This window comes from Chromobacterium subtsugae (assembly GCF_001676875.1).
GTDB lineage: Bacteria > Pseudomonadota > Gammaproteobacteria > Burkholderiales > Chromobacteriaceae > Chromobacterium > Chromobacterium subtsugae.
This window is the reverse complement of sequence record NZ_JYKA01000003.1, coordinates 307,104-329,652: the sequence shown is the minus strand read 5'-3', so window position 1 is coordinate 329,652 and position 22,549 is coordinate 307,104. Positions and strand designations below refer to the sequence as shown.

The 22,549-nt window shown below is 65.6% G+C and carries 24 protein-coding genes and 1 tRNA gene; 20 read left to right on the top strand and 5 right to left on the bottom strand.

Translation table 11 applies throughout. From position 1 onward, the window contains the following. Nucleotides 1-8: 8 nt before the first annotated feature. The 7 genes from MY55_RS05505 to MY55_RS05475 are packed head-to-tail and all read left to right on the top strand — an operon-like array spanning nucleotide 9 to nucleotide 7,456. Complete coding sequence (locus tag MY55_RS05505; RefSeq protein WP_053006674.1) at nucleotides 9-1,121, top strand: ferritin-like domain-containing protein; 1,113 nt, start codon at nucleotides 9-11, stop codon at nucleotides 1,119-1,121. A 38-nt stretch (nucleotides 1,122-1,159) separates the two neighbouring features. Beyond that, nucleotides 1,160-2,374 (top strand): 3-dehydroquinate synthase, encoded by a 1,215-nt coding sequence (locus MY55_RS05500; protein WP_047236809.1) that lies wholly within the window; start codon nucleotides 1,160-1,162, stop codon nucleotides 2,372-2,374. Continuing rightward, nucleotides 2,371-3,585: a metabolite traffic protein EboE gene (gene eboE / locus MY55_RS05495; RefSeq protein WP_208856022.1), complete on the top strand. Its 1,215-nt coding sequence runs from the start codon at nucleotides 2,371-2,373 to the stop codon at nucleotides 3,583-3,585. Before MY55_RS05500 ends, eboE begins: the two co-directional genes overlap by 4 nt. Next, on the top strand, nucleotides 3,582-4,433 hold the full coding sequence (locus MY55_RS05490) for a UbiA family prenyltransferase (protein WP_043577653.1): 852 nt from the start codon (nucleotides 3,582-3,584) through the stop codon (nucleotides 4,431-4,433). Before eboE ends, MY55_RS05490 begins: the two co-directional genes overlap by 4 nt. Nucleotides 4,434-4,459: 26 nt before the next feature. Then, nucleotides 4,460-5,149, top strand: coding sequence for an EboA domain-containing protein (locus tag MY55_RS05485; RefSeq protein WP_052258174.1), 690 nt, complete (start codon nucleotides 4,460-4,462; stop codon nucleotides 5,147-5,149). Beyond that, on the top strand, nucleotides 5,136-6,029 hold the full coding sequence (locus MY55_RS05480) for a TatD family hydrolase (protein ID WP_043577656.1): 894 nt from the start codon (nucleotides 5,136-5,138) through the stop codon (nucleotides 6,027-6,029). The genes MY55_RS05485 and MY55_RS05480 overlap by 14 nt, the downstream gene beginning before the upstream one ends. Before the next feature lie 8 nt (nucleotides 6,030-6,037). Beyond that, nucleotides 6,038-7,456: an alkaline phosphatase family protein gene (locus MY55_RS05475; RefSeq protein ID WP_047236807.1), complete on the top strand. Its 1,419-nt coding sequence runs from the start codon at nucleotides 6,038-6,040 to the stop codon at nucleotides 7,454-7,456. Nucleotides 7,457-7,502: 46 nt separating this feature from the next. Here the strand turns inward: MY55_RS05475 and MY55_RS05470 are convergent. Then, a tRNA-Asn gene (locus MY55_RS05470) sits at nucleotides 7,503-7,578 on the bottom strand. Between the two features lie 99 nt (nucleotides 7,579-7,677). Then, nucleotides 7,678-10,599 (bottom strand): Rne/Rng family ribonuclease, encoded by a 2,922-nt coding sequence (locus tag MY55_RS05465; RefSeq protein ID WP_043577658.1) that lies wholly within the window; start codon nucleotides 10,597-10,599, stop codon nucleotides 7,678-7,680. A gap of 526 nt (nucleotides 10,600-11,125) precedes the next feature. On the opposite strand from MY55_RS05465, the gene MY55_RS05460 reads away from it, so the two are divergent. From MY55_RS05460 to MY55_RS05425, 8 genes are all read left to right on the top strand, one after another. Beyond that, nucleotides 11,126-12,064, top strand: a complete 939-nt coding sequence (locus MY55_RS05460; RefSeq protein ID WP_043577660.1) for an RluA family pseudouridine synthase — start codon at nucleotides 11,126-11,128, stop codon at nucleotides 12,062-12,064. Continuing rightward, the gene (locus tag MY55_RS05455) at nucleotides 12,064-12,717 is read left to right on the top strand and encodes an HAD-IA family hydrolase (RefSeq protein ID WP_208856021.1); all 654 of its coding nucleotides are present in this window, start codon (nucleotides 12,064-12,066) and stop codon (nucleotides 12,715-12,717) included. Before MY55_RS05460 ends, MY55_RS05455 begins: the two co-directional genes overlap by 1 nt. After that, complete coding sequence (locus MY55_RS05450; protein ID WP_043577665.1) at nucleotides 12,693-13,052, top strand: Rieske (2Fe-2S) protein; 360 nt, start codon at nucleotides 12,693-12,695, stop codon at nucleotides 13,050-13,052. The genes MY55_RS05455 and MY55_RS05450 overlap by 25 nt, the downstream gene beginning before the upstream one ends. 41 nt (nucleotides 13,053-13,093) lie before the next feature. After that, nucleotides 13,094-14,032, top strand: a complete 939-nt coding sequence (locus tag MY55_RS05445; RefSeq protein WP_065202071.1) for a S49 family peptidase — start codon at nucleotides 13,094-13,096, stop codon at nucleotides 14,030-14,032. Nucleotides 14,033-14,047: 15 nt separating this feature from the next. Then, a complete protein-coding gene (motD, locus tag MY55_RS05440) occupies nucleotides 14,048-14,851 on the top strand; it encodes a flagellar motor protein MotD (RefSeq protein ID WP_043577670.1) in 804 nt (267 codons plus the stop codon). Continuing rightward, nucleotides 14,848-15,438 (top strand): malonic semialdehyde reductase, encoded by a 591-nt coding sequence (locus MY55_RS05435; RefSeq protein ID WP_043577677.1) that lies wholly within the window; start codon nucleotides 14,848-14,850, stop codon nucleotides 15,436-15,438. The genes motD and MY55_RS05435 overlap by 4 nt, the downstream gene beginning before the upstream one ends. Before the next feature lie 64 nt (nucleotides 15,439-15,502). Beyond that, on the top strand, nucleotides 15,503-16,543 hold the full coding sequence (locus MY55_RS05430) for a quinone-dependent dihydroorotate dehydrogenase (RefSeq protein ID WP_047243569.1): 1,041 nt from the start codon (nucleotides 15,503-15,505) through the stop codon (nucleotides 16,541-16,543). A 13-nt stretch (nucleotides 16,544-16,556) separates the two neighbouring features. Then, complete coding sequence (locus MY55_RS05425) at nucleotides 16,557-17,021, top strand: outer membrane lipoprotein (protein ID WP_043577683.1); 465 nt, start codon at nucleotides 16,557-16,559, stop codon at nucleotides 17,019-17,021. Nucleotides 17,022-17,081: 60 nt separating this feature from the next. On the opposite strand, the gene MY55_RS05420 is transcribed toward MY55_RS05425, so the two are convergent. The 3 genes from MY55_RS05420 to fur are packed head-to-tail and all read right to left on the bottom strand — an operon-like array spanning nucleotide 17,082 to nucleotide 18,929. After that, nucleotides 17,082-17,813 carry an arginyltransferase gene (locus tag MY55_RS05420; protein ID WP_043577685.1) on the bottom strand — a complete coding sequence of 244 codons (732 nt, stop codon included), beginning with the start codon at nucleotides 17,811-17,813 and terminating at the stop codon, nucleotides 17,082-17,084. Beyond that, complete coding sequence (gene aat / locus MY55_RS05415) at nucleotides 17,800-18,450, bottom strand: leucyl/phenylalanyl-tRNA--protein transferase (RefSeq protein ID WP_230623408.1); 651 nt, start codon at nucleotides 18,448-18,450, stop codon at nucleotides 17,800-17,802. The genes MY55_RS05420 and aat overlap by 14 nt, the downstream gene beginning before the upstream one ends. A gap of 47 nt (nucleotides 18,451-18,497) precedes the next feature. After that, nucleotides 18,498-18,929 carry a ferric iron uptake transcriptional regulator gene (gene fur, locus MY55_RS05410; protein WP_043577694.1) on the bottom strand — a complete coding sequence of 144 codons (432 nt, stop codon included), beginning with the start codon at nucleotides 18,927-18,929 and terminating at the stop codon, nucleotides 18,498-18,500. A gap of 96 nt (nucleotides 18,930-19,025) precedes the next feature. Between fur and MY55_RS05405 the strand changes: the two genes are divergently transcribed. The 5 genes from MY55_RS05405 (at nucleotide 19,026) to MY55_RS05385 (ending at nucleotide 22,531) form a co-directional block, all read left to right on the top strand. Then, entirely contained in the window at nucleotides 19,026-19,409 is a 384-nt protein-coding gene (locus tag MY55_RS05405; protein ID WP_043577696.1) for an outer membrane protein assembly factor BamE, read from the top strand. After that, nucleotides 19,406-20,209 (top strand): 4-hydroxy-tetrahydrodipicolinate reductase, encoded by an 804-nt coding sequence (gene dapB, locus MY55_RS05400; RefSeq protein ID WP_043577699.1) that lies wholly within the window; start codon nucleotides 19,406-19,408, stop codon nucleotides 20,207-20,209. The genes MY55_RS05405 and dapB overlap by 4 nt, the downstream gene beginning before the upstream one ends. Nucleotides 20,210-20,242: 33 nt before the next feature. Then, nucleotides 20,243-21,208, top strand: a complete 966-nt coding sequence (locus MY55_RS05395; RefSeq protein ID WP_052941647.1) for a FecCD family ABC transporter permease — start codon at nucleotides 20,243-20,245, stop codon at nucleotides 21,206-21,208. Next, nucleotides 21,201-21,995: an ATP-binding cassette domain-containing protein gene (locus MY55_RS05390; protein WP_065202070.1), complete on the top strand. Its 795-nt coding sequence runs from the start codon at nucleotides 21,201-21,203 to the stop codon at nucleotides 21,993-21,995. Before MY55_RS05395 ends, MY55_RS05390 begins: the two co-directional genes overlap by 8 nt. 68 nt (nucleotides 21,996-22,063) lie before the next feature. Then, nucleotides 22,064-22,531, top strand: a complete 468-nt coding sequence (locus tag MY55_RS05385; protein WP_047257919.1) for a hypothetical protein — start codon at nucleotides 22,064-22,066, stop codon at nucleotides 22,529-22,531. Nucleotides 22,532-22,549: the final 18 nt, after the last annotated feature.

The window sequence follows — 22,549 nt, the reverse complement described above, 5'->3', positions numbered from 1 at the left end:
GATCTGCCATGACCAAGCGCATACCCGCCTTCCAGATCGACAAAAAATTCATCCAGGGCCTGCTCAGCGCCACCACGCCGGCGCAATTGCATTTCTACCTGCAAAAGGCGATCGAACTGGAGCACAGCACCATCCCGCCCTATCTCACCGCCATGCTGTCGCTGAAACCAGGCCAAAACCGCGAAATCGGCAAACTGATCCACGGCATCGTGATGCAAGAGATGCTGCACATGACCATCTCCGCCAATATCCTGATCGCCATTGGCGGCCATCCGCGCATCAACACGCCGGACTTCATCCCGAATTACCCAGGCCCGCTGCCGATGGGCATCGCCGACGGCCTGATCGTCGGCATCGAAGCCTTCAGCCTCGACTTGACGCGCAAGACCTTCATGGGAATTGAAGAGCCGACCGACCCGATCCCGGTACATGAAATGATCGGACTTTACGCAAAAGGCCAGGAACCGGAATTCCACACCATCGGCGAGTACTACGAAAGCATCAAGTACAAGCTGGACGAGTTGAGCGGCCAGTTGCAATTCGGCCAATTGCCGCAGCAAGTGCTGAACTACTTCCCGCCCCAGGTGCTGTTCCCCATCACCGACGTGGACAGCGCCAAGAAGGCGATAGACGTGATCATCACCCAGGGCGAAGGCACCAGCGCCAGCCCCTATCAGAATCCGAACGCTCCGGAAAAACTGGAGGACCTGGCCCACTACTACAAATTCGAATCCATCGCCAACGGCCGCGAAATCACGCCCTGTCCCGACGGCAAAGGCTATTGCTTCGGCGGCAAGCCCATTCCTTTCAATCAGGACGGCGTGTGGCCGATGCCGCCCACGCCCAAACCGGAGGACTACCCGGAAAACAGCCAGGAGCGCACGCTGATCGAACGCTTCGCCTACAGCTACAGCAGCCTGCTCAACAGCCTGCACCAGGCCTTCAACGGCGAGCCTGGCCAGATGGACACGGCCATCGGCCTGATGTTCGACCTCAAGGTGCTGTCGGCCAGCCTGATGAACCCTTCAATGCTGCTTGGCTACGACAAGGGCCAGCCCAAGCCGCCGATCGGACTGAGTTTTGTCTACCGCGATGTGCAAAACGGCATGAGTTACAACTGAGCCCCCGCCAACCCTGCATTTCCGAAAGAAAGCGCCCTATGCCCGCACTGGACGACGGCTCGAAAACCAATGGCATTTCGCACGACTCGATCCGCCAACGCTTCAGCGTTTCCTACGAGTATCAGGTGTGGTTCACCCGCAAGCTGCTGCAGCCGGACAACCCGACGCTGCGCGACGCCATCTGCCGGGAGGCGTCCCACATCCGGCACCGCTTCGTGGTGGTCATCGACCAGGGTGTGGCCCAGCATCACCCCAGCCTCGCGCAGGATTTCCAGCGCTACGCCGACCATCACCGCGACTGCCTGCAGTTGGCCGCCGCGCCGCGCGTGCTGCCCGGCGGCGAGGCGGTCAAGAACCATCCGGTCATGCTGGAGGCGCTGCAGCAGTGGCTGCATGACGAGCACATCGACCGCCACAGCTACGTTGTCATCGTCGGCGGCGGCGCGCTGCTGGACATGGCCGGCTTCGCCGCCGCCACCGCCCATCGCGGCATCCGCACCATCCGCGTTCCCACCACCGTGCTGTCGCAAAACGACTCCGGCGTCGGCGTCAAAACCGCCGTCAACGCCTTCGGCAGCAAGAATTTCCTCGGCTGTTTCGCCCCGCCTTACGCGGTGATCAACGATTACGACTTCATCGCCACCCTGCCGATGCGCGCGCGCATTTCCGGCATGGCCGAAGCGGTGAAGGTGGCCGCCATCCGCGACATCGCCTTCTTCAACTGGCTACGGGAACACGCCGACGCGCTGCGCCGGGGCGATGACGATGCCTGCCAGTGGATGATACGCCGCTGCGCCGAATTGCATCTGCAGCACATCGCCGGCGCCGGCGACCCGTTCGAGTTCGGCAACGCCCGGCCACTGGACTTCGGCCACTGGGCGGCGCACAAGCTGGAAGCCATGAGCCACTACCAGCTCAGCCATGGCGAAGCGGTGGCGATAGGCATGGCGTTGGACACCTGCTACGCGGCGCAGAGCGGGTTGCTGCCGCAACAAGCCGCCGCCCAGCTGTGCCTGCTGCTGGAGAAACTGGGCTTCACGCTGTGGACGCCGCTGCTGGAACAGCGCGACGCCCAAGGGCAGCTTCAGGTTCTGGCCGGCCTGGACGAGTTCCGCGAGCATCTGGGCGGCGAATTGACCGTCACTCTGCTGCAAAGGCTGGGACACGGGATAGAGATCCACCAGATGGACAAATCGCTGCTGGCCAGCAGCATAAGCTGGCTCAGGCACGGCATGCCCGAGGCCTGCGCATGAGGCTGGCCACGACAGCCTCGCCGGCCATCGAGCTGGGCCACCTGTGCTATTGCACCAACATCCACCCCGCGGAAAGCTGGGACGAAACCCGCGCGGCGCTGGGCAAGCATCTGCCGGCGATCAAGGCCCAGGTCTCTCCGCTGCAACCGTTCGGCGTCGGGCTGCGGCTGTCGGCGCTGGCCGCGCGGCAATTGGAAACGCAAGCCGGCCTGCTGCCGGAATTCCTGCAGTTCCTGGCGCGCCACCAGCTGTACGTGTTCACGCTGAACGGTTTCCCCTATGGCCGCTTCCACGGCCCCGGCGCCAAGCGCCAGGTCTATCTGCCCGACTGGCGCCATCCGGAACGGCTGGAGTACAGCGACAGGCTGGCGCGGCTGCTCAGCCATCTGCTGCCCCCCGACATCGACGGCAGCATCAGCACGCTGCCCGGCGCGTACGCCGCCCATTTGCGGCAGCCTGATCAAGAATTGCCGCTGATCGCGGACCATCTGCTGCGGCATGCCGCCACTCTGCACCATCTGCACATGGAAAGCGGCCGCTGCATCCGCCTGGCGCTGGAGCCTGAGCCGGAATGCCTGCTGGAAACCACGCGCGACGCCATCCTTTTTTTCCAGCGGCATCTGCTGACAGCGTCCGCGCTGACGCGCCTGGCCAACTTATGCCACTGTCCGCCCGGCCATGCGGAAACCTTGCTGCGGCGCCATCTTGGCGTCTGCCTGGACTGCTGCCACGCCGCCGTGGAGTTCGAGGACATCGAATCCAGCCTGGACCAGCTGGCCGCCGCCGGCATCGCCTTGGTCAAACTGCAATTGAGCGTCGGCCTGAAGCTGGCCGATGTCCAGCCGGGCCACCAGGCGCAGCTGCAATCGTTCGCCGACGACCATTACCTGCACCAAGTCGTCCAGCGCACCCCCGCCGGGCTGCGGCGCTTCGACGATCTGCCGGCGGCCCTGTCCCAACTGGAGCAGGCGCAGGGCGCCGAATGGCGCATCCACTTCCATGTGCCGCTATGGGCGCAACAACTGGGAGACTTCTCCAGCACCCAGGACTGCGTGCGCCAGGTTCTGGCCAGGCACCGCCGGCAAAGCCTCACCAGCCACCTGGAAGTGGAAACCTACAGCTGGCACGTGCTGCCTCCCGGCTTTCGCGCCGGCAATCTCGATGACGCGATCTGCCAGGAGCTGTCATGGGTCAAGGAGCAACTGCAATGAGCGATTGGCGCGTTTTTCTGAAATTGGGTCGGGTATCCAACCTGCCGACGGTGTGGAGCAATGTCGCCGCCGGCGCCGTGCTGTCCGGCCAGCCGCCCTCCCCCCCCACGCTGCTGATCCTGCTGCTGGCATTGTCGCTGATCTACACCGCCGGCATGTTCCTCAATGACGCATTTGATCGCCGCATCGACCAGCTGGAGCGGCCCGAACGGCCCATTCCCTCCGGGCAGGTTTCCGCCGCCGCGGTGTTCGCGGCCGGCTTCGCCATGCTGGGCGCGGGCGTGCTGCTACTGGCAGCCATGGGCAGGCCGGCGCTGCTGGCCGGGCTGTTGCTGGCCGGCCTGGTCCTGCTGTACGACCTGCATCACAAGGGCAATGCCTTCAGTCCGCTGCTGATGGGCCTCTGCCGCGCGCTGGTCTACATCGCTGCCGCGCTGGCCGTGACCGGCGGCCAGCTGCCGCCGCCGGTCTGGCTGGGCGCCGGCGCGTTGCTCGCCTACCTGATCGGCCTCACCTACGCCGCCAAGCACGAACAAAGCGGCCGCATCCAACGCCTGCTCCCGCTGCTGGGCCTGGCCGCGCCGCTGCTGTACCTGCCGACGCAGCCGCCAAACTGGCTGCTGCTGCCAGGCCTGGCGCTATTTGTCGCCTGGGTGGGCCGCTGCGTATGGCTGGCGATGTTTCGCAACCAGCGCGACATCCGCGCCGCCGTCGGCGGCCTGATCGCCGGCATCTCGCTGGCCGACGCGCTGCTGATGGCATCGCACGGCATGGCAGCCTGGGCGCTGGCTGGCGCGCTCGCCTTCCTGCTCACCACCCAGTTCCAGCAACGCATCGCCGGCACCTGAACCGGCGCCAACCTGGAGAGCCTGCCATGCTGAAAAACCTGATCCAGCTGCACATCCGGCAATCGGCCGAACTCCCCGCCGCGCCGGCTGCGCGGCAATGGCTGGAACAACTCCCCGCCGCGCTGGCGGCGCTTCCGGATGCCGCCGCGCTGCAGCGGCTTTACAGCACCGCCGCCCGCAGCCTGCAGCCGCTGTCCCAGCTGCCCCGGCAACTGCAGCCGGAGCTGGAGCGCGCCGGCGCCATCGCGCCGCTGGATTGGCGGCCTGGCGACATCGGCCGGCTGCTGTTGCTGCTGTCCCTGCCAGAATCACGCGACGGGCAGGCGCATCCCTGCTTCGCGCGCCTGTATCGCGGCGGCGACGCCGGCGAACAGCAAAGCCTGTTGCGCGCGCTGCCGCTGCTGCCGGCGCCGGAGCGGCACCTACCCCTGGCCATTGACGCCTGCCGCAGCCACATCCAGGGCTGTTTCGAGGCCATCGCCTGCGAAAACGGCTACCCGGCGCGCTTCTTCCCCGAGCTCAACTTCAACCAGATGGTCCTGAAGGCGCTATTCACCCGCACGCCGCTGTCGCGCATCCACGGGCTGCGACACAGGCTGACCCCGCAGCTGCGCCGCATGGCGGCCGATCTGGCCAGCGAACGCCAAGCCACCCAGGCCGACATACCAGACGACGTATACCTGATCCTGAAAGGAAGCCGCCATGAAAATGTTTGATCCCCACATCCATATGAGCTCCCGCACCACCGACGACTACCAGGCGATGCGCCGCGAAGGCATACACGCCATCGTCGAACCCGCGTTCTGGATGGGACAGCCGCGCACCCACATCGGCACTTTCGAGGACTATTTCCTGTCCTTGCTCGGCTGGGAGCGGTTTCGCGCCAGCCAGTTCGGCATCCGCCATTTCTGCACGCTGGGACTCAACCCCAAGGAAACCAACAACCCGGACATCGCCGACGGCGTGATCGCGCTGTTGGACCGCTATCTGGACAAGGACGGCGTGGTGGCGGTGGGGGAAATCGGCTTCGACGACGAAACCGCGGCCGAGGAGCATTACTTCCAGCTGCAGTTGGAACTGGCGGTCAAGCACGAATTGCCAGTGCTGGTGCACACCCCGCACCGCGACAAGAAGGCCGGCACCATCCGCAGCCTGGCCCTGGTGCGCGACAGCGGCATCCCCGAAGAGCGGGTGCTGATCGACCACAACACCGAGGAAACCCTGCCACTGGTGCTGGACAGCGGCTGCTGGGCCGGCCACTCCATCTACCCCAACACCAAGATGAGCGAACCCAGGATGGTAGCGCTGGTGCAGCAATACGGCAGCGAACGCATCATCATCAACAGCGCCGCCGACTGGGGCATCAGCGATCCGCTCAAGGTGCCCAAGACCGTCGCGGCATTCCGCGCGGCCGGCATCGCCGAGCGCGACATCGAAACCATAGTCTGGCGCAATCCCATCCGCTTCTTCGCGCAAAGCGGCAAGCTGGACATCGCCGAAGCCGAAGCCAGCCTCGATGTGGACCAGCGCCAGCAATGGCAGGGCAACTCGGTGTTGCGCGGCCAGCAGCCGCAAGTCGACACCCTGGACCAATAGGCCGCGCCATGCCCCGCGCCATCGTGCTCAATGTCGTAGGACTGACGCCCAAACTGCTGCGCTTCGCCCCGGCGCTGCGCCAGTTGGCCGAGGACGGCTGCATGCGGCCCTTGGCCACCGTTACCCCCGCGCTGACCTGCCCGGCGCAAGCCACCTTCCTCACCGGCGCGCCGCCCAGGCAGCACGGCTGCGTCGCCAATGGCTGGTACTCGCGCGAATTGGCCGAGCCGTTGTTCTGGAAACAGAACAACGCGCTGATCCAGGGCGAGAAAATATGGCACGAGGCGCGCCGGCGCCATGCCGACTTCAGCTGCGCGCAGCTGTTCTGGTGGTACAACATGTACGCCGACGTGGAATGGAGCGTCACGCCGCGCCCGATCTACAAGGCCGATGGCCGCAAGATCCCCGATTTCTACAGCGCGCCCGCCGAACTGCACCAAGAATTGCGCGACCGGCTGGGCGATTTTCCGCTGTTCCATTTCTGGGGCCCCGCCAGCGACATCCGCTCCAGCCGCTGGATCGCCGATTGTGCGCTGCACCTGTATCGCAGCCGCCACCCGAAACTGACGCTGGTCTACCTGCCCCACCTGGACTACAGCCTGCAAAAGCTGGGGCCGGACCATCCGCAGATCGCCCGCGAAGTGGCGGCGGTGGACCAGCTGTGCGCAGAGCTGATAGCAGCCGCGCGCCGCGACGGCACGCGCATCCTGGCGCTGTCCGAATACGGCATCACCCAGGTGCGCGGTGACATCGCCATCAATCGGGCGCTGCGGCAGGCAGGCTGGCTGCAGGTCAGGGAAGAACAAGGCGAAGACAAGCTGGATTGCGGCGCGTCGGCGGCATTCGCGCTGGCCGACCATCAAGTCGCCCATGTCTATGTCCGCCGGCCGGAGCTGGTCGGGGAGGTCAAGGCACTGCTGCAACAACTGGATGGCGTGGAGATGGTGCTGGACGAGGCCGGCAAGAAGCTGTACGGCCTCAATCACCCGCGCTCAGGCGAGCTGGTTGCCATCAGCCGGGCCGACCGCTGGTTCAGCTATTACTATTGGCTGGACGAAGCCAAGGCGCCGGACTTCGCGCGCACCGTCGACATCCACCGCAAGCCAGGCTACGACCCGGTGGAGTTGTTCCTCGACCCGCAGTTGGCTCTGCCCAAGCTGCGCATCGCCTGGACGCTGTTGAAGCGCAAGCTGGGACAGCGCAGCCTGCTGGAGGTGGTTTCGCTGGATGGCTCGCTGGTGAAAGGCTCGCACGGCAGGCCGACGGACTCTCCCGACGACGGCCCGCTGCTGATCAGCTCCGAAGCCGGCAGCCTGGCGGACGGCATGCTGCCCGCCTCCGCGGTGCGCGACATCATGCTGGCGCATCTCGATCCAAACCCGGCGCCGTCGCGCCAGGGCAACAGCGCGCCGGCCACCGCTGGTTGAAATGCAAAAAGCCCGCACTCGGAAGTGCGGGCTTTTCTTGATTCTTTGGCTCCCCGAGCAGGGCTCGAACCTGCGACCTGCGGATTAACAGTCCGTCGCTCTACCGACTGAGCTATCAGGGAACATCAGAGGAAAGAATTGTAGCTTTCCTTCTGATAACTGTCAACAATTCTGCTGGCGATCGCTGGCGCAAGGCTTGCCCTGCGCCAGCATCCGCCGCATCAGTTGTTGCGGGTTTCCACCTGAACCAGCTCCATCGGGGCCTGCGCAGCGGCATCGATGCCAGCCGCCATGTCGCGGCGACGCGGGCCTTGCGGCAGTTCCGGCTCAAGCACTGCCGAATGCTCGGCAACCGGCTTGGTCGCAACCATCACCAGGCCGCCCAGATCCATGGGCTTGGCTTCCACCGGCTTGGCTTCCACCACGATCGGCTCGGCTTCGACGACCGGCTCGACAGCAACCGCCACCGGCTCGGCCGCTTGCGGCTCCTCCTCGACAACTGCCGCCATCACCACGGCTTCCGACACAGGCTCGGCCACCGGAACGGCTTCGGGCTCGGCTCGGGCCTCAACCGGTTCCACAACAGCGGGCGCCGCCGCCGCGTCAACCTTGGCTTCAACAAACACCGCAGCTGCAGGTTCGGCAACGACTACCGGCTCCACCGGCTTGGCTTCCGGCTCGACAACCGCCACGGCCTCCACAACCGCCTCCACCTGCGGCTCAGTCACGGCTTCGACTACCGGTTTGGCCTCCGGCTCAACCGCCGGCTGGGCGGCTTCGGCAACCACCTCAGCGGCCACTGCGGCGACAACCACCGCCTCGGCGGCGTCAGCTGCCGGCGCTTCCGCGCCCGCTTCTGCCACGGCGCCTTCCGGCGTGTCGCGGCGACGATCGCGGCGGCTGCGGCGGCGACGGCGTTCGCCGCGCTCCTGCTGCTCGGCCTGCTCCGCCTGCTCGGCTTCGGTATCCAGGCGCAATTCGTCCTGCACCGGCTTTTCGGCTTCCTGCGGCGCGGCGGCCGGCGCCTGGCGACGACGCGGTTCCGGCTTGTCCTGCTTCTCGGCCTTGTCGCTCACACGCTCTTCGCGCGGCTGCTGTTCACGCGGCTCGCGGGCTTCGCGCGGTTCGCGGCCTTCGCGTTCGCGGCGGCGGTTGCCGCGCGGTTCGCGCGCCTGCTCGTTGCGCTCTTCGCGTGCTTCGCGGCCGGCCGGATCCTTGCGTTCAGCGCGATCGGCGCGTTCGCTGCGCTCGGCGTCCTTGCGCTCGCCGCGCTCGTCCTGGCGACGCTGGCGGCCCTCATCCTGCGGGGAGCCGCGGCGCTGCTCGTGCTCGCGACGCGCCTGGCCGCCGGTGCGGCGCTCCTGGCTGCGCTGGCGGTTGCCGCGCTGCTCGCGCGCCGCCGCCGGCTTCTTCTTGGCTTCCGGCTCGGGCGCCTTTTCCGGTTCGGCGAACAGGCCCTTGAACCACGACACCAGTCCGGAGAACAGGCCCGCCTCGGCAGCCGGCTGCTTGGCGGCTGCCGGCGCGGCGGTCGGAGCCGGCTGTTGCGGGGTGATGCCCTTGACCGCGGCTTCCTGGCGCTCCACCTTCGGCTTTTCCTGGCCGAAGTTGGTGATCACATCCTCTTCCTGCACTTCGACGCGGCTGTAGCTCGGCGCTTCGCCCAGTTCGGCCAGATCGTCGTGGCGCACGCGCACGATCTTGTAGTGCGGGGTTTCCAGATGGATGTTCGGGATCAGCACCACGTCGACGTCCAGACGCTCTTCGATCGAGTGGATCTCGGCGCGCTTTTCGTTCAGCAGGAAGGTGGCCACATCGACCGGCACCTGCGCGTGCACCGCGCCGGTGTTTTCCTTCATCGCCTCTTCCTGGATGATGCGCAGGATGTGCAGCGCCGACGATTCGGTGCCGCGGATGAAGCCGATGCCGTGGCAACGCGGACATGGCTCGTGGCTGGTCTCGCCCAGGGAAGGCTGCAGGCGCTGACGCGACAGCTCCAGCAGGCCGAAGCGGGACAGCTTGCCCATCTGCACGCGGGCGCGGTCATGCTTCAGAACATCGCGCAGGCGGTTTTCCACGTCGCGCTGGTTCTTGGCGTTTTCCATGTCGATGAAGTCGATCACCACCAGTCCGCCCAGGTCGCGCAGGCGCAGCTGGCGGGCGATCTCTTCCGCGGCTTCCAGGTTGGTGCGGACGGCGGTTTCCTCGATGTCCGCGCCCTTGGTGGCGCGCGCCGAGTTGACGTCCACCGACACCAGCGCCTCGGTATGGTCGATCACGATGGCGCCGCCGGACGGCAGCTGCACGCTGCGCGAGAACGCGGTTTCGATCTGGTGTTCGATCTGGAAGCGGGAGAACAGCGGCACATGGTCCTTGTACAGCTTCACACGCGACAGCATGTTCGGCATCACATGGCTCATGAACTGGCGGGCCTGGTCGTGGATTTCCTCGGTGTCGATCAGCACTTCGCCGATGTCCGGATGGAAGTAGTCGCGGATCGCGCGGATCACCAGGCTGCCTTCCTGCAGAATCAGGAAGGGAGCGGACTGCGCGCCGGCCGCGCCTTCAATCGCGCGCCACAGCTGCATCAGGTAACCCAGGTCCCACTGCAGCTCTTCCAGATTGCGGCCGATGCCGGCGGTGCGGGCGATCAGGCTCATGCCGTGCGGCACTTCCAGCTGCGACAGCAGATCCTTCAGCTCCTGGCGCTCCTCGCCCTCGATGCGGCGCGATACGCCGCCGCCGCGCGGGTTGTTGGGCATCAGCACCAAGTAGCGGCCGGCCAGGCTGATGTAGGTGGTCAACGCCGCGCCCTTGTTGCCGCGCTCGTCCTTCTCCACCTGCACCACCACTTCCATGCCTTCGCGCAGCACGTCCTGAATGCGCGGACGGCCGCCGTCATAGCCCTGGAAATAGGAGCGGGACACTTCCTTGAACGGCAGGAAGCCGTGGCGTTCCGTGCCGTAATCGACGAAGCAGGCTTCCAGCGAGGGCTCGATGCGGGTGATGATACCCTTGTAGATATTGCCCTTGCGCTGTTCCTTGCCTACGGTTTCGATATCAAGGTCGACGAGCTTTTGTCCATCGACGATGGCGACGCGCAGCTCTTCGGCTTGCGTCGCGTTGAACAACATGCGTTTCATTTACATTCCTTGCGCGGCACTCACGCAAGGATGCAGCCAGTATTTGACGGCCCAGTGACTATCGATGGGCGCTTTCCGAAAGAAGTGTCGATGTAAAGATCGAGAAAAACAGGTTTGCTAACAAGCCTACTTCCTGATTGGGTCACATGCAGCCCGCCGACTCTGTGCGCAAACGGCGCATCGGTTTCGTACCGATCCTGCCTACCAGGCAGGACAAACATCGACAGGACGGCTGGCATGCCGGGTCAAACTTCGCTGCAAAATTCCCTGACTGGCTTAGCATCAGGAAACGGAATACTCGTGAGTGCGTTATGCGTATAAATGCATTACCATCGCTACTTTTCGGTGAGCGAGTTAACCTTGGCTGCGGCCGGTGCTGACGGCATCAGGTCAGGACGAAAGCCCTGCCGGCCGTTCGGAATTTCCGCAGCAGCATCACGCGAAACAGGCCGTGACCTTGGCTTTCCGAAATCCGCCGCCGCGCCGTGCATAGGCACAGCTGGGCAGCGCCACAAGTATAAGCAATATGACAGACATTCGCAAAGATTCCGTAACCTTCCTTGAAGTCGACGCAGAAGATGCCGGCCAGCGGCTGGACAACTACCTGCAGCGCCTGCTCAAGGGCGTGCCCAAAAGCCATATCTACCGCATTCTGCGCTCCGGCGAGGTGCGGGTGAACAAGGGCCGGGCGGACGCCAGCTACCGCGTGGCGGCCGGCGACACGCTGCGCATCCCGCCGATCCGCGTCGCCGAGCGCGCCGAGAAAAACGTGCCCGCCGCCACCTTCCCGGTGGTGTACGAAGACGATGCGATGCTGGTGATCAACAAGCCGGCCGGCGTGGCGGTGCACGGCGGCAGCGGCGTGTCTTTCGGCGTGATCGAACAACTTCGCCAGGCCCACCCGGAGTGGCGCTACCTGGAGCTGGTGCACCGGCTGGACCGCGAGACCTCCGGCCTCCTGATGCTGGCCAAGAAGCGCTCGGCGCTGACCCGCCTGCACGACATGATGCGCGACAATGTGCCCGACAAGCGCTACCTGGCCCTGGGCGCCGGCCACTGGCCGGAAAACATCAAGCAGGTGAAGCTGCCGCTGTTCAAATTCCACACCGCCGACGGCGAGCGCCGCGTCAAGATCGCCGAAGGCGACGACGGCCAGTACGCGCACACCAACTTCGCCATCCAGCAGCGCTACACTGAATTCACGCTGGTGGAAGCGCATCTGCGCACCGGCCGCACCCACCAGATACGGGTGCACATGCAAGCCAACGGCTGCGCGATCGCCGGCGACGAGAAATACGGCGACTTCGCGCTCAACAAGGAGCTGGCGCGCCGCGGCCTGAAGCGGATGTTCCTGCACGCGAAAAGCCTGGCGCTGCCGCACCCATTGACCGGCGCGCCGCTGAAGCTGGAGGCGCCGCTGCCGCCAGAATTGGCGAAATTCCTGAAAACCCTGGAGCCGCGCTGATGCGAGAGTTCGACCTGGTGGTGTTCGACTGGGATGGCACGCTGATGGATTCGACCGGCCACATCGTCCACGCCATCCAGCAAGCCTGCCGCGATCTGGACCTGCCGGTCCCCGGCCGCGAGGCCGCCAGCCACGTGATAGGCCTGCGGCTGGACGACGCCCTGCTGCGCGCCTGCCCGGCGGCCGGCGCCCGCCTGCCCGAACTGACCGCCGCCTTTCGCCGCCGCTACCAGGCGGGGCTGGAGCGGGTGACGCTGTTCGAACACGCCCAGTCCACGCTGCAAGCCATCCGGGCCGCCGGCATCTTCGTCGCCATCGCCACCGGCAGCAGCCGCGCCGGCCTCGACCGCGCGCTGCAGGCCGCCGGCATCCAGGACCTGTTCGATGCCACCCGCACCGTCGACGAGTGCCATTCCAAACCGCACCCGGACATGCTGTTCCAGTTGACCGACTACTTCGGCGTGGCCTGCGGCCGCGCGCTGATGGTGGGCGACACCAGCCACGACCTGCTGATGGCCCGCAACGCCGGCAGCGTAGGCGTCGGCATCAGCCACGGCGCGCACGCGGACGAAGAACTGCTCCGCTGCCAGCCCGCCGCCCTCGTCCACTCGCTGCCGGAGCTGAGCTCATGGCTGCTGCCGCGCCTAGGCTGATCTGCCCGTCCGCCGAGCTGCTGGACAGCGGCCCCGCCCACCGCTTTGAAATCGAACAAGCCGATGGCAGCCGCCTGCCCGCCTTCGCCGTCCGTTACCGCGGCAAGGTCCACGCCTATATCAACCGCTGCTGCCACATTCCGGTGGAGCTCGACCTGGAAGACGGCAAGCTGTTCGACCTGACCGGCCACTATCTGATCTGCAGCATGCACGGCGCCCGCTACCACCCCGACAACGGCTATTGCAGCTGGGGGCCATGCCGCGGCCAATCGCTCGCCAGGCTGGAAGTCATTGAACAAAACGGCCAAGTCTGGCTGAATGTCATGCCTGACTGAATTTTGCTAGACTTTTGGAATTGTTCCGGAGCATCCCTACCATGAGCGACACCCCCAACTGGGAACGTCAATTGCTGGAAAAACTGGCCACCGCAGCCCTGGTGGAGCAACGCCGCGCCCGGCAATGGAAAATCTTCTTCCGCCTGGCCTGGCTATTGATCATCGGCTTCGTCGTCGCCAGCCTGTTCATGCGCAGCGAAGACAAGGCCGGCGCCGGCCTGTCCGGCAGCGGACACAGCGCGGTGATCAAGCTGGATGGCGTGATCAGCAGCGACAACGACAGCGGCCAGAAAATGGTGGACGCGCTCGACCACGCCTTCCGCGACCGCAACACCAAGGGCGTCATCATCGACGCCAATAGCCCCGGCGGCAGCCCGGTGCTGTCGGGCATGGTCTACGACGAGATCCGCCGCCTGAAGAAGAAGCACGCCGACATTCCGATCTACGTGGTGGTGAGCGACGTCTGCGCGTCCGGCTGCTACTACATCGCCGCCGCCGCCGACAAGATCTTCGTCGACAAGGCCAGCATCGTCGGCTCGATCGGCGTGCTGTCCGACGGTTTCGGCTTCACCGGCGCCATGGAAAAACTGGGCATCGAGCGCAGACTGAAGACCGCCGGCGAAAACAAGGCGATGGGCGACCCCTTCTCCCCGGTCAACCCCAAGCATGACGCCATCCGCCAGCAGTTGCTGGACGACATCCACCAGCAGTTCATCCAGGCGGTGCGCGACGGCCGCGGCAAGCGCCTGCAGAACGATCCGCAAATGTTCAGCGGCATGGTATGGCTGGGCGCCAAGGCGATTCCGCTGGGCCTGGCCGACGGCCTGGGCACCGTGCCGTCGGTGGCCCGCGACGTGGTCAAGGCGGAGAAGACCGTCGACTATACTCAGCAGGACGACTTTTCCAGCCGGGTGGCGCGCCGCATAGGCGTGCAGTTCGCCGGCGGCGTCAAGTCGCTGTTCGACACCGCCCTGTTCTAGAACGCGGAGAGCGACATGGCATCCAGGCGCAAACGACATGAAGACGAGCACGAAAACCACGAACGCTGGCTGGTTTCGTACGCCGACTTCATCACGCTGCTGTTCGCGTTCTTCGTGGTGATGTACGCCATCTCCTCGCTGAACGAGGGCAAGTACCGGGTGATGTCCTCGGCCATCATGGATGCCTTCCGCAGCGGCACCCTGGTCACAGTGCAAACTTCCCCGCCCAATGGCGGAGCCAACACCATGATTGAGATTCCGCAAACCAAGCCCATCTCCAAAAGCATCAAGGCCGACCACCATGTGGAAGAAGCCGCCAAGCTCGGCCAGCTGACGCAGAACCTGGCCAAGGTGCTGGGACCGCTGGTGCAAAGCGGCGAAGTCACCATCACCCAGAGCGACCAGGGCATCAACATCGATATCCGCGACAGCGCGCTGTTCGCCGTCGGCCAGGCGGTGCCCAATCAGCAGTCGCTGCCGCTGATGTCCAGCATGGCCAAGCTGCTGGCCGGCGTCGACAATTCCATCAAGGTGGAAGGCTTCACCGACGACGTGCCGATCCGCACCCCGTCCTTCCCGTCCAACTGGGAACTGTCCGCCGCGCGCGCCGGCGGCGTGGTGCGGCTGTTCCAGGAAAACGGCATCAATGCCCAAAGAATGGTGGCGGTCGGCCACGGCGCCAACCTGGCCGTCGCCGACAACGCCACCGCGGAAGGCCGCGCCCGCAATCGCCGCGTCACCATTTCGGTGCAAGCCAACGATGCCGGCGCACCCGAAGCGCAGACAACACCCCCCACTGCAACCGAGGTAAAACCATGAGCACTCCCCTCTCTCATGCCACGCTGGAACAGCTGTTCCTGAACGCTCGCACCCACAGCCACTGGCAGGCTCGCCCGGTTGGCGACGACCTGCTACGCCAGCTGTTCGACCTGCTCAAGCACTGCCCGACCAGCGCCAACTGCTCGCCGGCGCGCTTCGTCTTCGTCAAGAGCCCGGAAGCGAAAGCCAAGCTCAAGCCCTGCCTGGCCGAAGGCAATGTCGACAAGACCATGTCCGCGCCGGTATGCGTGATCGTCGCCCAAGACATGAAATTCTACGAGCAACTGCCCAAGCTGTTCCCGCATGCCGACGCCAAGAGCTGGTTCGAAGGCAACGACGCGCTGATCCAGACCACCGCCTTCCGCAACGGCACGCTGCAAGGCGCCTACCTGATCCTGGCCGCCCGCTCGCTGGGCCTGGACTGCGGCCCGATGTCGGGCTTCGACAACGCCGCGGTGGATGCCGCCTTCTTCCCCGAAGGCAACGTCAAGTCCAACTTCCTGATCAACTTGGGCTACGGCGAAGCCGACAAGCTGTTCCCGCGCTCGCCGCGCTTCGATTTCGCCGACGCCTGCCAGATCCTGTAATTCCCGCTGGCTCCGCCCCGATGCCCGGTTATAATGCCGGGCATTTGTCTGCCCGGAGAATGCCATGCTGTACCCGCTGCTGCGCCCGCTGTTGTTCAAGTTCGACGCGGAAACCGCCCATGAACACACGCTGAAGATGCTGGATCGCGCGCACCGGCTGCACCTGGGCTCGCTGGCGGGCTCGCCCGCCGCCGGCCACCCGGTGCAGGCGATGGGCCTGACCTTCCCCAATCCGGTCGGCCTGGCCGCCGGCCTGGACAAGAACGGCGCCCACGTCGACGCGCTAGCGGATCTGGGCTTCGGCTTCATCGAAATCGGCACCATCACCCCGCGCCCGCAAGACGGCAATCCCAAGCCGCGCCTGTTCCGCCTGCCGGAGCACGAAGCCATCATCAATCGGATGGGCTTCAACAACCTCGGCGTAGCCGCGCTGCTGGACAATGTGCGCCGCTGCAAATTCAAGGGCGTGCTCGGCATCAACATCGGCAAGAACGCGATCACCCCGATAGAAAACGCGGTCGACGACTACCTGGCCTGCCTGGATCAGGTATACGCTGCCGCCAGCTACGTCACCGTCAACATCTCCTCCCCCAACACCAAAAACCTGCGCCAGCTGCAGCAGGGCAACGAACTGGGCAAGCTGCTGGCCGCGCTCAAGCGCCGCCAGAGCGAGCTGGCGGACCGGCACGGCCGCCATGTACCGCTGGCGGTGAAGATCGCGCCCGATCTCGACGACGAGCAGATCGCAGAGATCGCCCGCCTGCTGATCGGCAACGGCATCGACGGCGTCATCGCCACCAACACCACGCTGTCGCGGCGTGAGATCGCCGGCCATCCGCTGGAAAACGAGGCCGGCGGCCTGTCGGGCGCGCCGGTGCGCAGCCGCTCCACCGCGCTGATCCGCAAACTGGCCAAGGAACTTGACGGCGCTCTGCCTATCATAGGAGTGGGCGGCATCCTTTCCGGCAGCGATGCCGTGGAAAAACTGGAAGCCGGCGCCAGCCTGGTGCAGCTGTACAGCGGCCTGATATACCGCGGGCCGGAACTGGTCGGCGAATGCGCCCGGGCGGCGGCGCAATACCTGCAAGCTCGCACACGAGAATGAATGGAGCAAGAACATGAAGACAACTACTCTCAGCCGCATCACCGTCATCGCCTTGCTGAGCGTCGGCGCGCTCAGCGGATGCGCCACCTCGGACTCCGCCGCGGTGTATTCCAAAAGCCAGATGCGCCAGGCGCAGACCGTGCAGTTCGGCACGGTGGTTTCGGTGCAGAACGTCAAGATGGAAGGCCAGAACAATGAACTGCTGACCCTGGGCGGCGCCGCGCTGGGCGGGCTGGCCGGCAGCAATATCGGCGGCGGCAAGGGCCAGATCGCCGGCGGCATCGTCGGCGCGCTGGCCGGCGGCTACGGCGCCAAGGCCGCCCAGGAAGCGCTGGGCAAGAACGCGCTGGAAATCACCGTCAAGCTGGATTCCGGCCGGGTGGTGTCCATCGTGCAGGAAGCCGACATTCCCTTCGTCGCCAACCAGCGCGTGAAGCTGCTGAGCGGCGGCGGCAACGACCGCGTCGTGCCGTACTGAGCGGGCAGCGCAGCCAAACGAAAACAGGCCCGGAAGGGCCTGTTTTTACTTTCCCCGCGCCTAGCTCGGCTCCGGCATCGTCTGCCAGCGGCCGCCGTGCAGCATCTGCAGCGGACGATAGCCGGCCTTATAAGCCATCTTGCGGCAATCGGCGATCCAGTAACCCAGATAGAGATAGCTCAAACCCATCGCTCTGGCCTGCTCCACCTGCCACAGCACGTTGTACACGCCCAGACTCATCTGGGCGTCGGCCGGATCGTAAAAGGTGTAGACCGCCGACAAGCCATCCGCCAGCCGGTCCACCAGGCTGACCATCTTCAACGCCCCCTCCAGCCGAAACTCGGCCAGATGGCTGTCCACACCGCTTTTCAGTATGAATTCGGCGTACTGCTGGGCATCGTCGTCAGACATGCCGCCGCCGGCATGGCGCGCCTGCTGGTAAAGCCGGTACAACGCGTAGTGCTCGGCGTCGAAAGCCAGCGGCAGCCACTCGACCGTCAGTTCGCCGCCGCGCCGCCACACCTTGCGCTGAGTGCGATTGGGCTGGAACTGGTCGACCGCCAATCGCACCGGGATGCAGGCCTGGCAGGCGTCGCAATACGGACGATAGGTATAGAGCCCGCTGCGGCGGAAGCCCAGCCGCACCAGCTGGCTATACACCCCGCCGTCTATCGCCTCGGCGGGAATGGCTACCTGGGAACGCGCCTGATGGCCCGACAGGTAGCTGCAGGGATAAGGCGCAGTGGCGTAGAAATGGATGGCCGCGACCTGGCCGGCTTCACGATGACTCATGGCGGTAATGATAGTCCCACATTTGGCCGGGCTGCGGCTGCCGGATCTTCTCCTTCAGAGTAGCAAGAAAAACATCGCGCGGCACCAGGCAGGCGCCCAGGCTTTCCAGATGCGCGGTATGCATCTGGCAGTCGATCATTTCCACGCCTTGCGTGGCCAGGTGCCGCACCATGTGCACGAAGGCCAGCTTGGAGGCGTCGGTGCGGCGCGCGAACATCGACTCTCCGTAGAACATCCTGCCGATCGCCACGCCGTACAGGCCGCCGGCCAACTCGCCGTCGATCCAGGTTTCGAAACTGTGCGCGTAGCCAAGCTGATGCAGCCGGCAGTAGGCAGCCACCATTTCCGGCACGATCCAGGTGCCGTCCTGGCCCGCCCGAGGCTGGGAGCAGGCTTCCATCACCTCGAAAAAGGCCTGATCGGTGCGAATTTCGTAATCGGGACGACGCAGCGCCTTGGCCAGCGAACGGCTGACCCTCAGCCGCGACGGATACAGCACCATGCGCGGGGCGGGCGACCACCATAAAATGGGCTCGCCCAGGGAAAACCAGGGGAAAATGCCTTCGGAGTAGGCGCTAAGGATGCGCCTGGGCGACAAATCGCCGCCGGCGGCCAGCAGGCCGTTGGGATGACTCAAGGCCTGCGCCACCGGCGGGAAGACAGGCTCGGGACCGAGCCAGGGAATCATCCGCGGCGGCCGCCCTTGGCCAGGCAGTCCGGGCACTCGCCGTACATGTACAGCGCGTGGTCGACGATGCGGAAACCATGCTGCTCGGCGATGCGGTCCTGCAGCGCCTCGATCTCTGGATCGAAGAACTCCACCACCTTGCTGCAGCTGACGCAGACCATGTGATCATGGTGGCCGCCCTGGTTCAGCTCGTACACCGCCTTGCCGGTTTCGAAATGGTGGCGCACCAGGATGCCGGCCTGCTCGAACTGGGTCAGCACCCGGTAAATGGTGGCGAGACCGATGTCGATGTTCTCCGCCAGAAGCTTGCGGTAAACGTCTTCGGCGGACATGTGACCGGAGTCCGCCTCCTCGAACAAGTCGAGGATTTTCAGGCGCGGACCGGTGGCTTTCAGGCCGATATCTTTGAGGTGACTGGCTTTGCTCATCGTGATATAAAGTGTGTCGATTTCGAATCATGATAAAGCCTTTTGACGGCTTTGCCTAATTACAGCCTCATAAACACTTGAGTCAATCGGAGTATCATGCGCGCCCTGATTTTCGCCGCCGTCATCGCCGTCTCCGGCTGCAGTTCCATAAATCCGCTTGACTGGACCCACAAGGTGGAAATCCAGCAGGGCAACTACGTGACCCAGGACGCCGTCGCCAAGCTGAAGCCGGGCATGACCCGCTCGCAAGTGCGCTTCCTGCTGGGCACTCCGCTGCTGACCGACGCCTTCCATGCCGACCGCTGGGACTACAAGTATAGCGACACCAAGCAAGGCCGGCTGGAAACCTCCAGCGACAAGCTGCTGACCGTTTACTTCAAGGGCGACGTGCTCGACCGCGTCGAAGGCGCCGCCCAGCCCGCCCCGCCGGCCAAGCAACTGGACGCCTCGATGCCGGCGCAGGAGACGAAACAGCCATGAGCCAAAACATCGTCATCGTAGGCGCATCCGGCCGCATGGGCCGCGTGCTGATCGAATCGGTGTTGAGCGCCCCCGGCGCGCGCCTGCACGCGGCGATAGAACGCTCCGACTCCGGCTTCGTCGGCCAGGACGCCGGCCTGTTCTGCGGCCGCGCCAGCGGCGTCAAGATCACTTCCGACTTCATCGCCGCGCTGGAAGGCGCCGACGTGGTGATAGACTTCACCCGCCCGGAAGGCACGCTGGAACACATGATGGCCTGCGTCGAGCACCAGGTGCAGATGATCATCGGCACCACCGGCTTCGACGACGCCGGCAAGGCCGCCATCCGCGCCGCGGCCGACAAGATAGCCATCGTGTTCGCCTCCAACTTCAGCATAGGCGTCAACCTCACCTTCAAACTGCTGGACATGGCCGCCCGGGTGCTGAACGAAGGCTACGACATAGAAATCACCGAAGCCCACCACCGCTTCAAGGTGGACGCCCCGTCCGGCACCGCCTTGCGGATGGGCGAAGTGATCGCCGACGCGCTGGGCCGCGACCTGAAGCAATGCGCGGTCTATGGCCGCGAAGGCGTGACCGGCGAGCGCGACCCCAATGCCATCGGCTTCGCCACCGTGCGCGGCGGCGACATCGTCGGCGACCACACCGCGCTGTTCGCCACGCTGGGCGAACGGGTGGAAATCAGCCACAAGGCCTCCAGCCGCGCCACCTTCGCCAATGGCGCGGTGCGCGCCGCGCGCTGGCTGTCGGACAAGCCGCACGGCCTGTTCGACATGCAGGACGTGCTGGGCCTGCGCTGATCCGGGAGGGGGCATCCCCTCCCTTTCCTTCCTATGCGCGCGCTCACGCTGACCCTCACTCTGCTGCTCCTGCTCGCGCTGACGTCCATCGCGTCCCTGCTCCATCACAGCCATCTGCTGCTCGCCAGTTTGTGGCGGCTGCAGCCTCAGCCGGCGCTGGAATGGCAATTGCTGGTGGAGTTGCGCCTGCCCCGGCTGCTGGCCTCGGCCGGCGCCGGCGCCCTGCTGGCCAGCGCCGGCGCGGCGATGCAGGCGCGCTTTCGCAATCCGCTGGCCGAGCCCGGCCTGATAGGCGTCAACAGCGGCGCGGCGCTGGCATCGGCGCTGGCGCTCAGCCTGGGCGCCGGCCTGTACGGGGTCGCCGCCTCGGCCTTCGGCGGCGGCATGGCGGCCCTGCTGCTGGTGCGCCTCCTGGGCGCCGATCAGGACGGCAACCGGCTGATCTTGAGCGGACTGGCGGTCAGCACCCTGCTCGGCAGCCTGCTGACCCTGCTGATCACCATGCTGCCCGACGGCTCGCTGCGCATCGTCACCTTCTGGCTGATGGGCAGCTTCGCCAGCGTGGAGTGGCCGCAAGCGCTATTGATGCTGCTGGCCGCGCCGCTGGTCTGGCTGGCCCTGTTCCGCCAGTGGCGCTTTCTCAACGCGCTGCAGCTGGGGGAAAGCACGGCCTTCCACCTGGGCTTCGCCGTGCGCCGGCTGGAGTGGCGCATCGTGATGCTGGCGGCGCTGGCCACCGGCCTGGTGGTGTCCGGCTGCGGCATGATAGGCTTCATCGGCCTGATGGCGCCGCACCTGGCCCGCCAGCTGCTGGGCAGCGATTCGCGCCGCTTGCTGCTGGCCGCGCCGCTCTTGGGCGCCTGGCTGGCCGTCTCGTCCGATTGGCTGGCGCGCGGCTTGCTCGCGCCGGCGGAGTTGCCGGTCGGCGTGATCACCAGCTTGCTGGGCGCGCCGTTTTTCCTGTGGCTGCTGCGCCGGCAGGAGCGCCGCCATGCTTGAAGCCAGCCGATTGACCCTCCGCCGCAACGGCCGGCTTTTGCTTCAGGACATCAGCCTGGCGCTGCGCCCGGGCGAGCTGCTGATCGCGCTGGGCCCCAACGGCGCCGGCAAGAGCAGCCTGCTCAAGCTGCTGTCTGGCCTGTGGCGGCCCGATTCCGGCGCGATCCACCTGGCCGGCGAAAATCTGGATGATCTGCCGGCCGCCGCGCAAGCCGGCTGGCGCGCGGTGGTCGAGCAGCATCCGGTGACGCCCGCCGGCTGGACCGGCGCCGAGCTGGTCGCCGCCGGCGCCTACCGCTATCCCCGCCTGCCTTCGCGGCAGATTCGCGAAGCCATTTCGGAAGCGCTGGCGCTGACCGGCGCCGAACGACTGGCGGCGCGCAGCCTGAACGAATTATCCGGCGGCGAGCTGCAGCGCCTGCAACTGGCGCGCGCCTTGTGCCAGTTGCTGCTCTCTCCCGAAACCGAGCGCTATTTGCTGCTGGACGAGCCCACCGCGGCGCTGGACTTCGGACTGGCCGACGAATTGATGGCGCAGGTCCGCCAGCTATGCCACCGCCTGCAAATAGGCGGCCTGGCCGTGATCCACGACCTCAACCTGGCGCTGCGCCACGCCGACAAGGTGTTGCTGCTCAACAATGGCCAGGCGGCCGGCTACGGCGACAACCAGGAGATGATGCGGCGCGAGCGGCTGGAAGCGGTATACGGCGTCAGACTGGCGGAGCTGAGCCACCCAGAACAGCCATGGCGGGCCTTCATCCCCCTGCCCGACAGCCCGCAACGCTGATCCATATTGCGCCGGAACGGCAAACCTGCCATTCTGACCATCTCGCATTTGCGACTGGAAGATTGAACATGCCGCTGCTTGCCGCTTTGCAATCGCTTCCCAACCAGTTCTGTGGCGAAGGCATCAACCACGAGGACCAGACCTTCACCGGCTGCCTGCACTGGCAGGCGCTGCCCGGCCAAAGAGCCCTGCTGCTGCACTACACAGCCAGCGGCACCAGCGGCGATGTGCTGCACCGCGAAACCACCCTGCTGGGCTACCTGCCGGACGGCACGCTATGCCTGTGGCCGGTGATGGAAGAGCTTCCCTTCGTCTTGCCCCACCCTGCGGTGCGCCTGGCCGAGGGCGCCCACGGCACGCTGGAAGTGGTGTTCGCCAGCGCGCCGCGCAGTCTGACCGAGCAATTCCGCCAGGAAATCACCATTCGGCTGGAAGCCAATGGCCAGATGCAATACACCCATGGCTGGGGCCTGCCCAACTGCAGTTTCGAAGACCGCTCGCGCTGCAGCCTGACGCCCGTCGCCGGCACCGCCTGAGTGCGGCGGAGCCAAAAC

Coding starts and splice junctions, on each gene's coding strand:
- MY55_RS05485 (WP_052258174.1), top strand. CDS start 4,460: ATGCTGAAAAACCTGATCCAGCTGCACATCCGGCAATCGGCCGAACTC.
- MY55_RS05465 (WP_043577658.1), bottom strand. CDS start 10,599: ATGAAACGCATGTTGTTCAACGCGACGCAAGCCGAAGAGCTGCGCGTC.
- dapB (WP_043577699.1), top strand. CDS start 19,406: ATGAGCCAAAACATCGTCATCGTAGGCGCATCCGGCCGCATGGGCCGC.
- MY55_RS05505 (WP_053006674.1), top strand. CDS start 9: ATGACCAAGCGCATACCCGCCTTCCAGATCGACAAAAAATTCATCCAG.
- MY55_RS05460 (WP_043577660.1), top strand. CDS start 11,126: ATGACAGACATTCGCAAAGATTCCGTAACCTTCCTTGAAGTCGACGCA.
- MY55_RS05435 (WP_043577677.1), top strand. CDS start 14,848: ATGAGCACTCCCCTCTCTCATGCCACGCTGGAACAGCTGTTCCTGAAC.
- MY55_RS05420 (WP_043577685.1), bottom strand. CDS start 17,813: ATGAGTCATCGTGAAGCCGGCCAGGTCGCGGCCATCCATTTCTACGCC.
- MY55_RS05475 (WP_047236807.1), top strand. CDS start 6,038: ATGCCCCGCGCCATCGTGCTCAATGTCGTAGGACTGACGCCCAAACTG.
- MY55_RS05385 (WP_047257919.1), top strand. CDS start 22,064: ATGCCGCTGCTTGCCGCTTTGCAATCGCTTCCCAACCAGTTCTGTGGC.
- MY55_RS05425 (WP_043577683.1), top strand. CDS start 16,557: ATGAAGACAACTACTCTCAGCCGCATCACCGTCATCGCCTTGCTGAGC.
- MY55_RS05390 (WP_065202070.1), top strand. CDS start 21,201: ATGCTTGAAGCCAGCCGATTGACCCTCCGCCGCAACGGCCGGCTTTTG.
- MY55_RS05455 (WP_208856021.1), top strand. CDS start 12,064: ATGCGAGAGTTCGACCTGGTGGTGTTCGACTGGGATGGCACGCTGATG.
- MY55_RS05430 (WP_047243569.1), top strand. CDS start 15,503: ATGCTGTACCCGCTGCTGCGCCCGCTGTTGTTCAAGTTCGACGCGGAA.
- MY55_RS05395 (WP_052941647.1), top strand. CDS start 20,243: ATGCGCGCGCTCACGCTGACCCTCACTCTGCTGCTCCTGCTCGCGCTG.
- MY55_RS05500 (WP_047236809.1), top strand. CDS start 1,160: ATGCCCGCACTGGACGACGGCTCGAAAACCAATGGCATTTCGCACGAC.
- MY55_RS05405 (WP_043577696.1), top strand. CDS start 19,026: ATGCGCGCCCTGATTTTCGCCGCCGTCATCGCCGTCTCCGGCTGCAGT.
- MY55_RS05445 (WP_065202071.1), top strand. CDS start 13,094: ATGAGCGACACCCCCAACTGGGAACGTCAATTGCTGGAAAAACTGGCC.
- eboE (WP_208856022.1), top strand. CDS start 2,371: ATGAGGCTGGCCACGACAGCCTCGCCGGCCATCGAGCTGGGCCACCTG.
- fur (WP_043577694.1), bottom strand. CDS start 18,929: ATGAGCAAAGCCAGTCACCTCAAAGATATCGGCCTGAAAGCCACCGGT.
- MY55_RS05490 (WP_043577653.1), top strand. CDS start 3,582: ATGAGCGATTGGCGCGTTTTTCTGAAATTGGGTCGGGTATCCAACCTG.
- MY55_RS05450 (WP_043577665.1), top strand. CDS start 12,693: ATGGCTGCTGCCGCGCCTAGGCTGATCTGCCCGTCCGCCGAGCTGCTG.
- motD (WP_043577670.1), top strand. CDS start 14,048: ATGGCATCCAGGCGCAAACGACATGAAGACGAGCACGAAAACCACGAA.
- MY55_RS05480 (WP_043577656.1), top strand. CDS start 5,136: ATGAAAATGTTTGATCCCCACATCCATATGAGCTCCCGCACCACCGAC.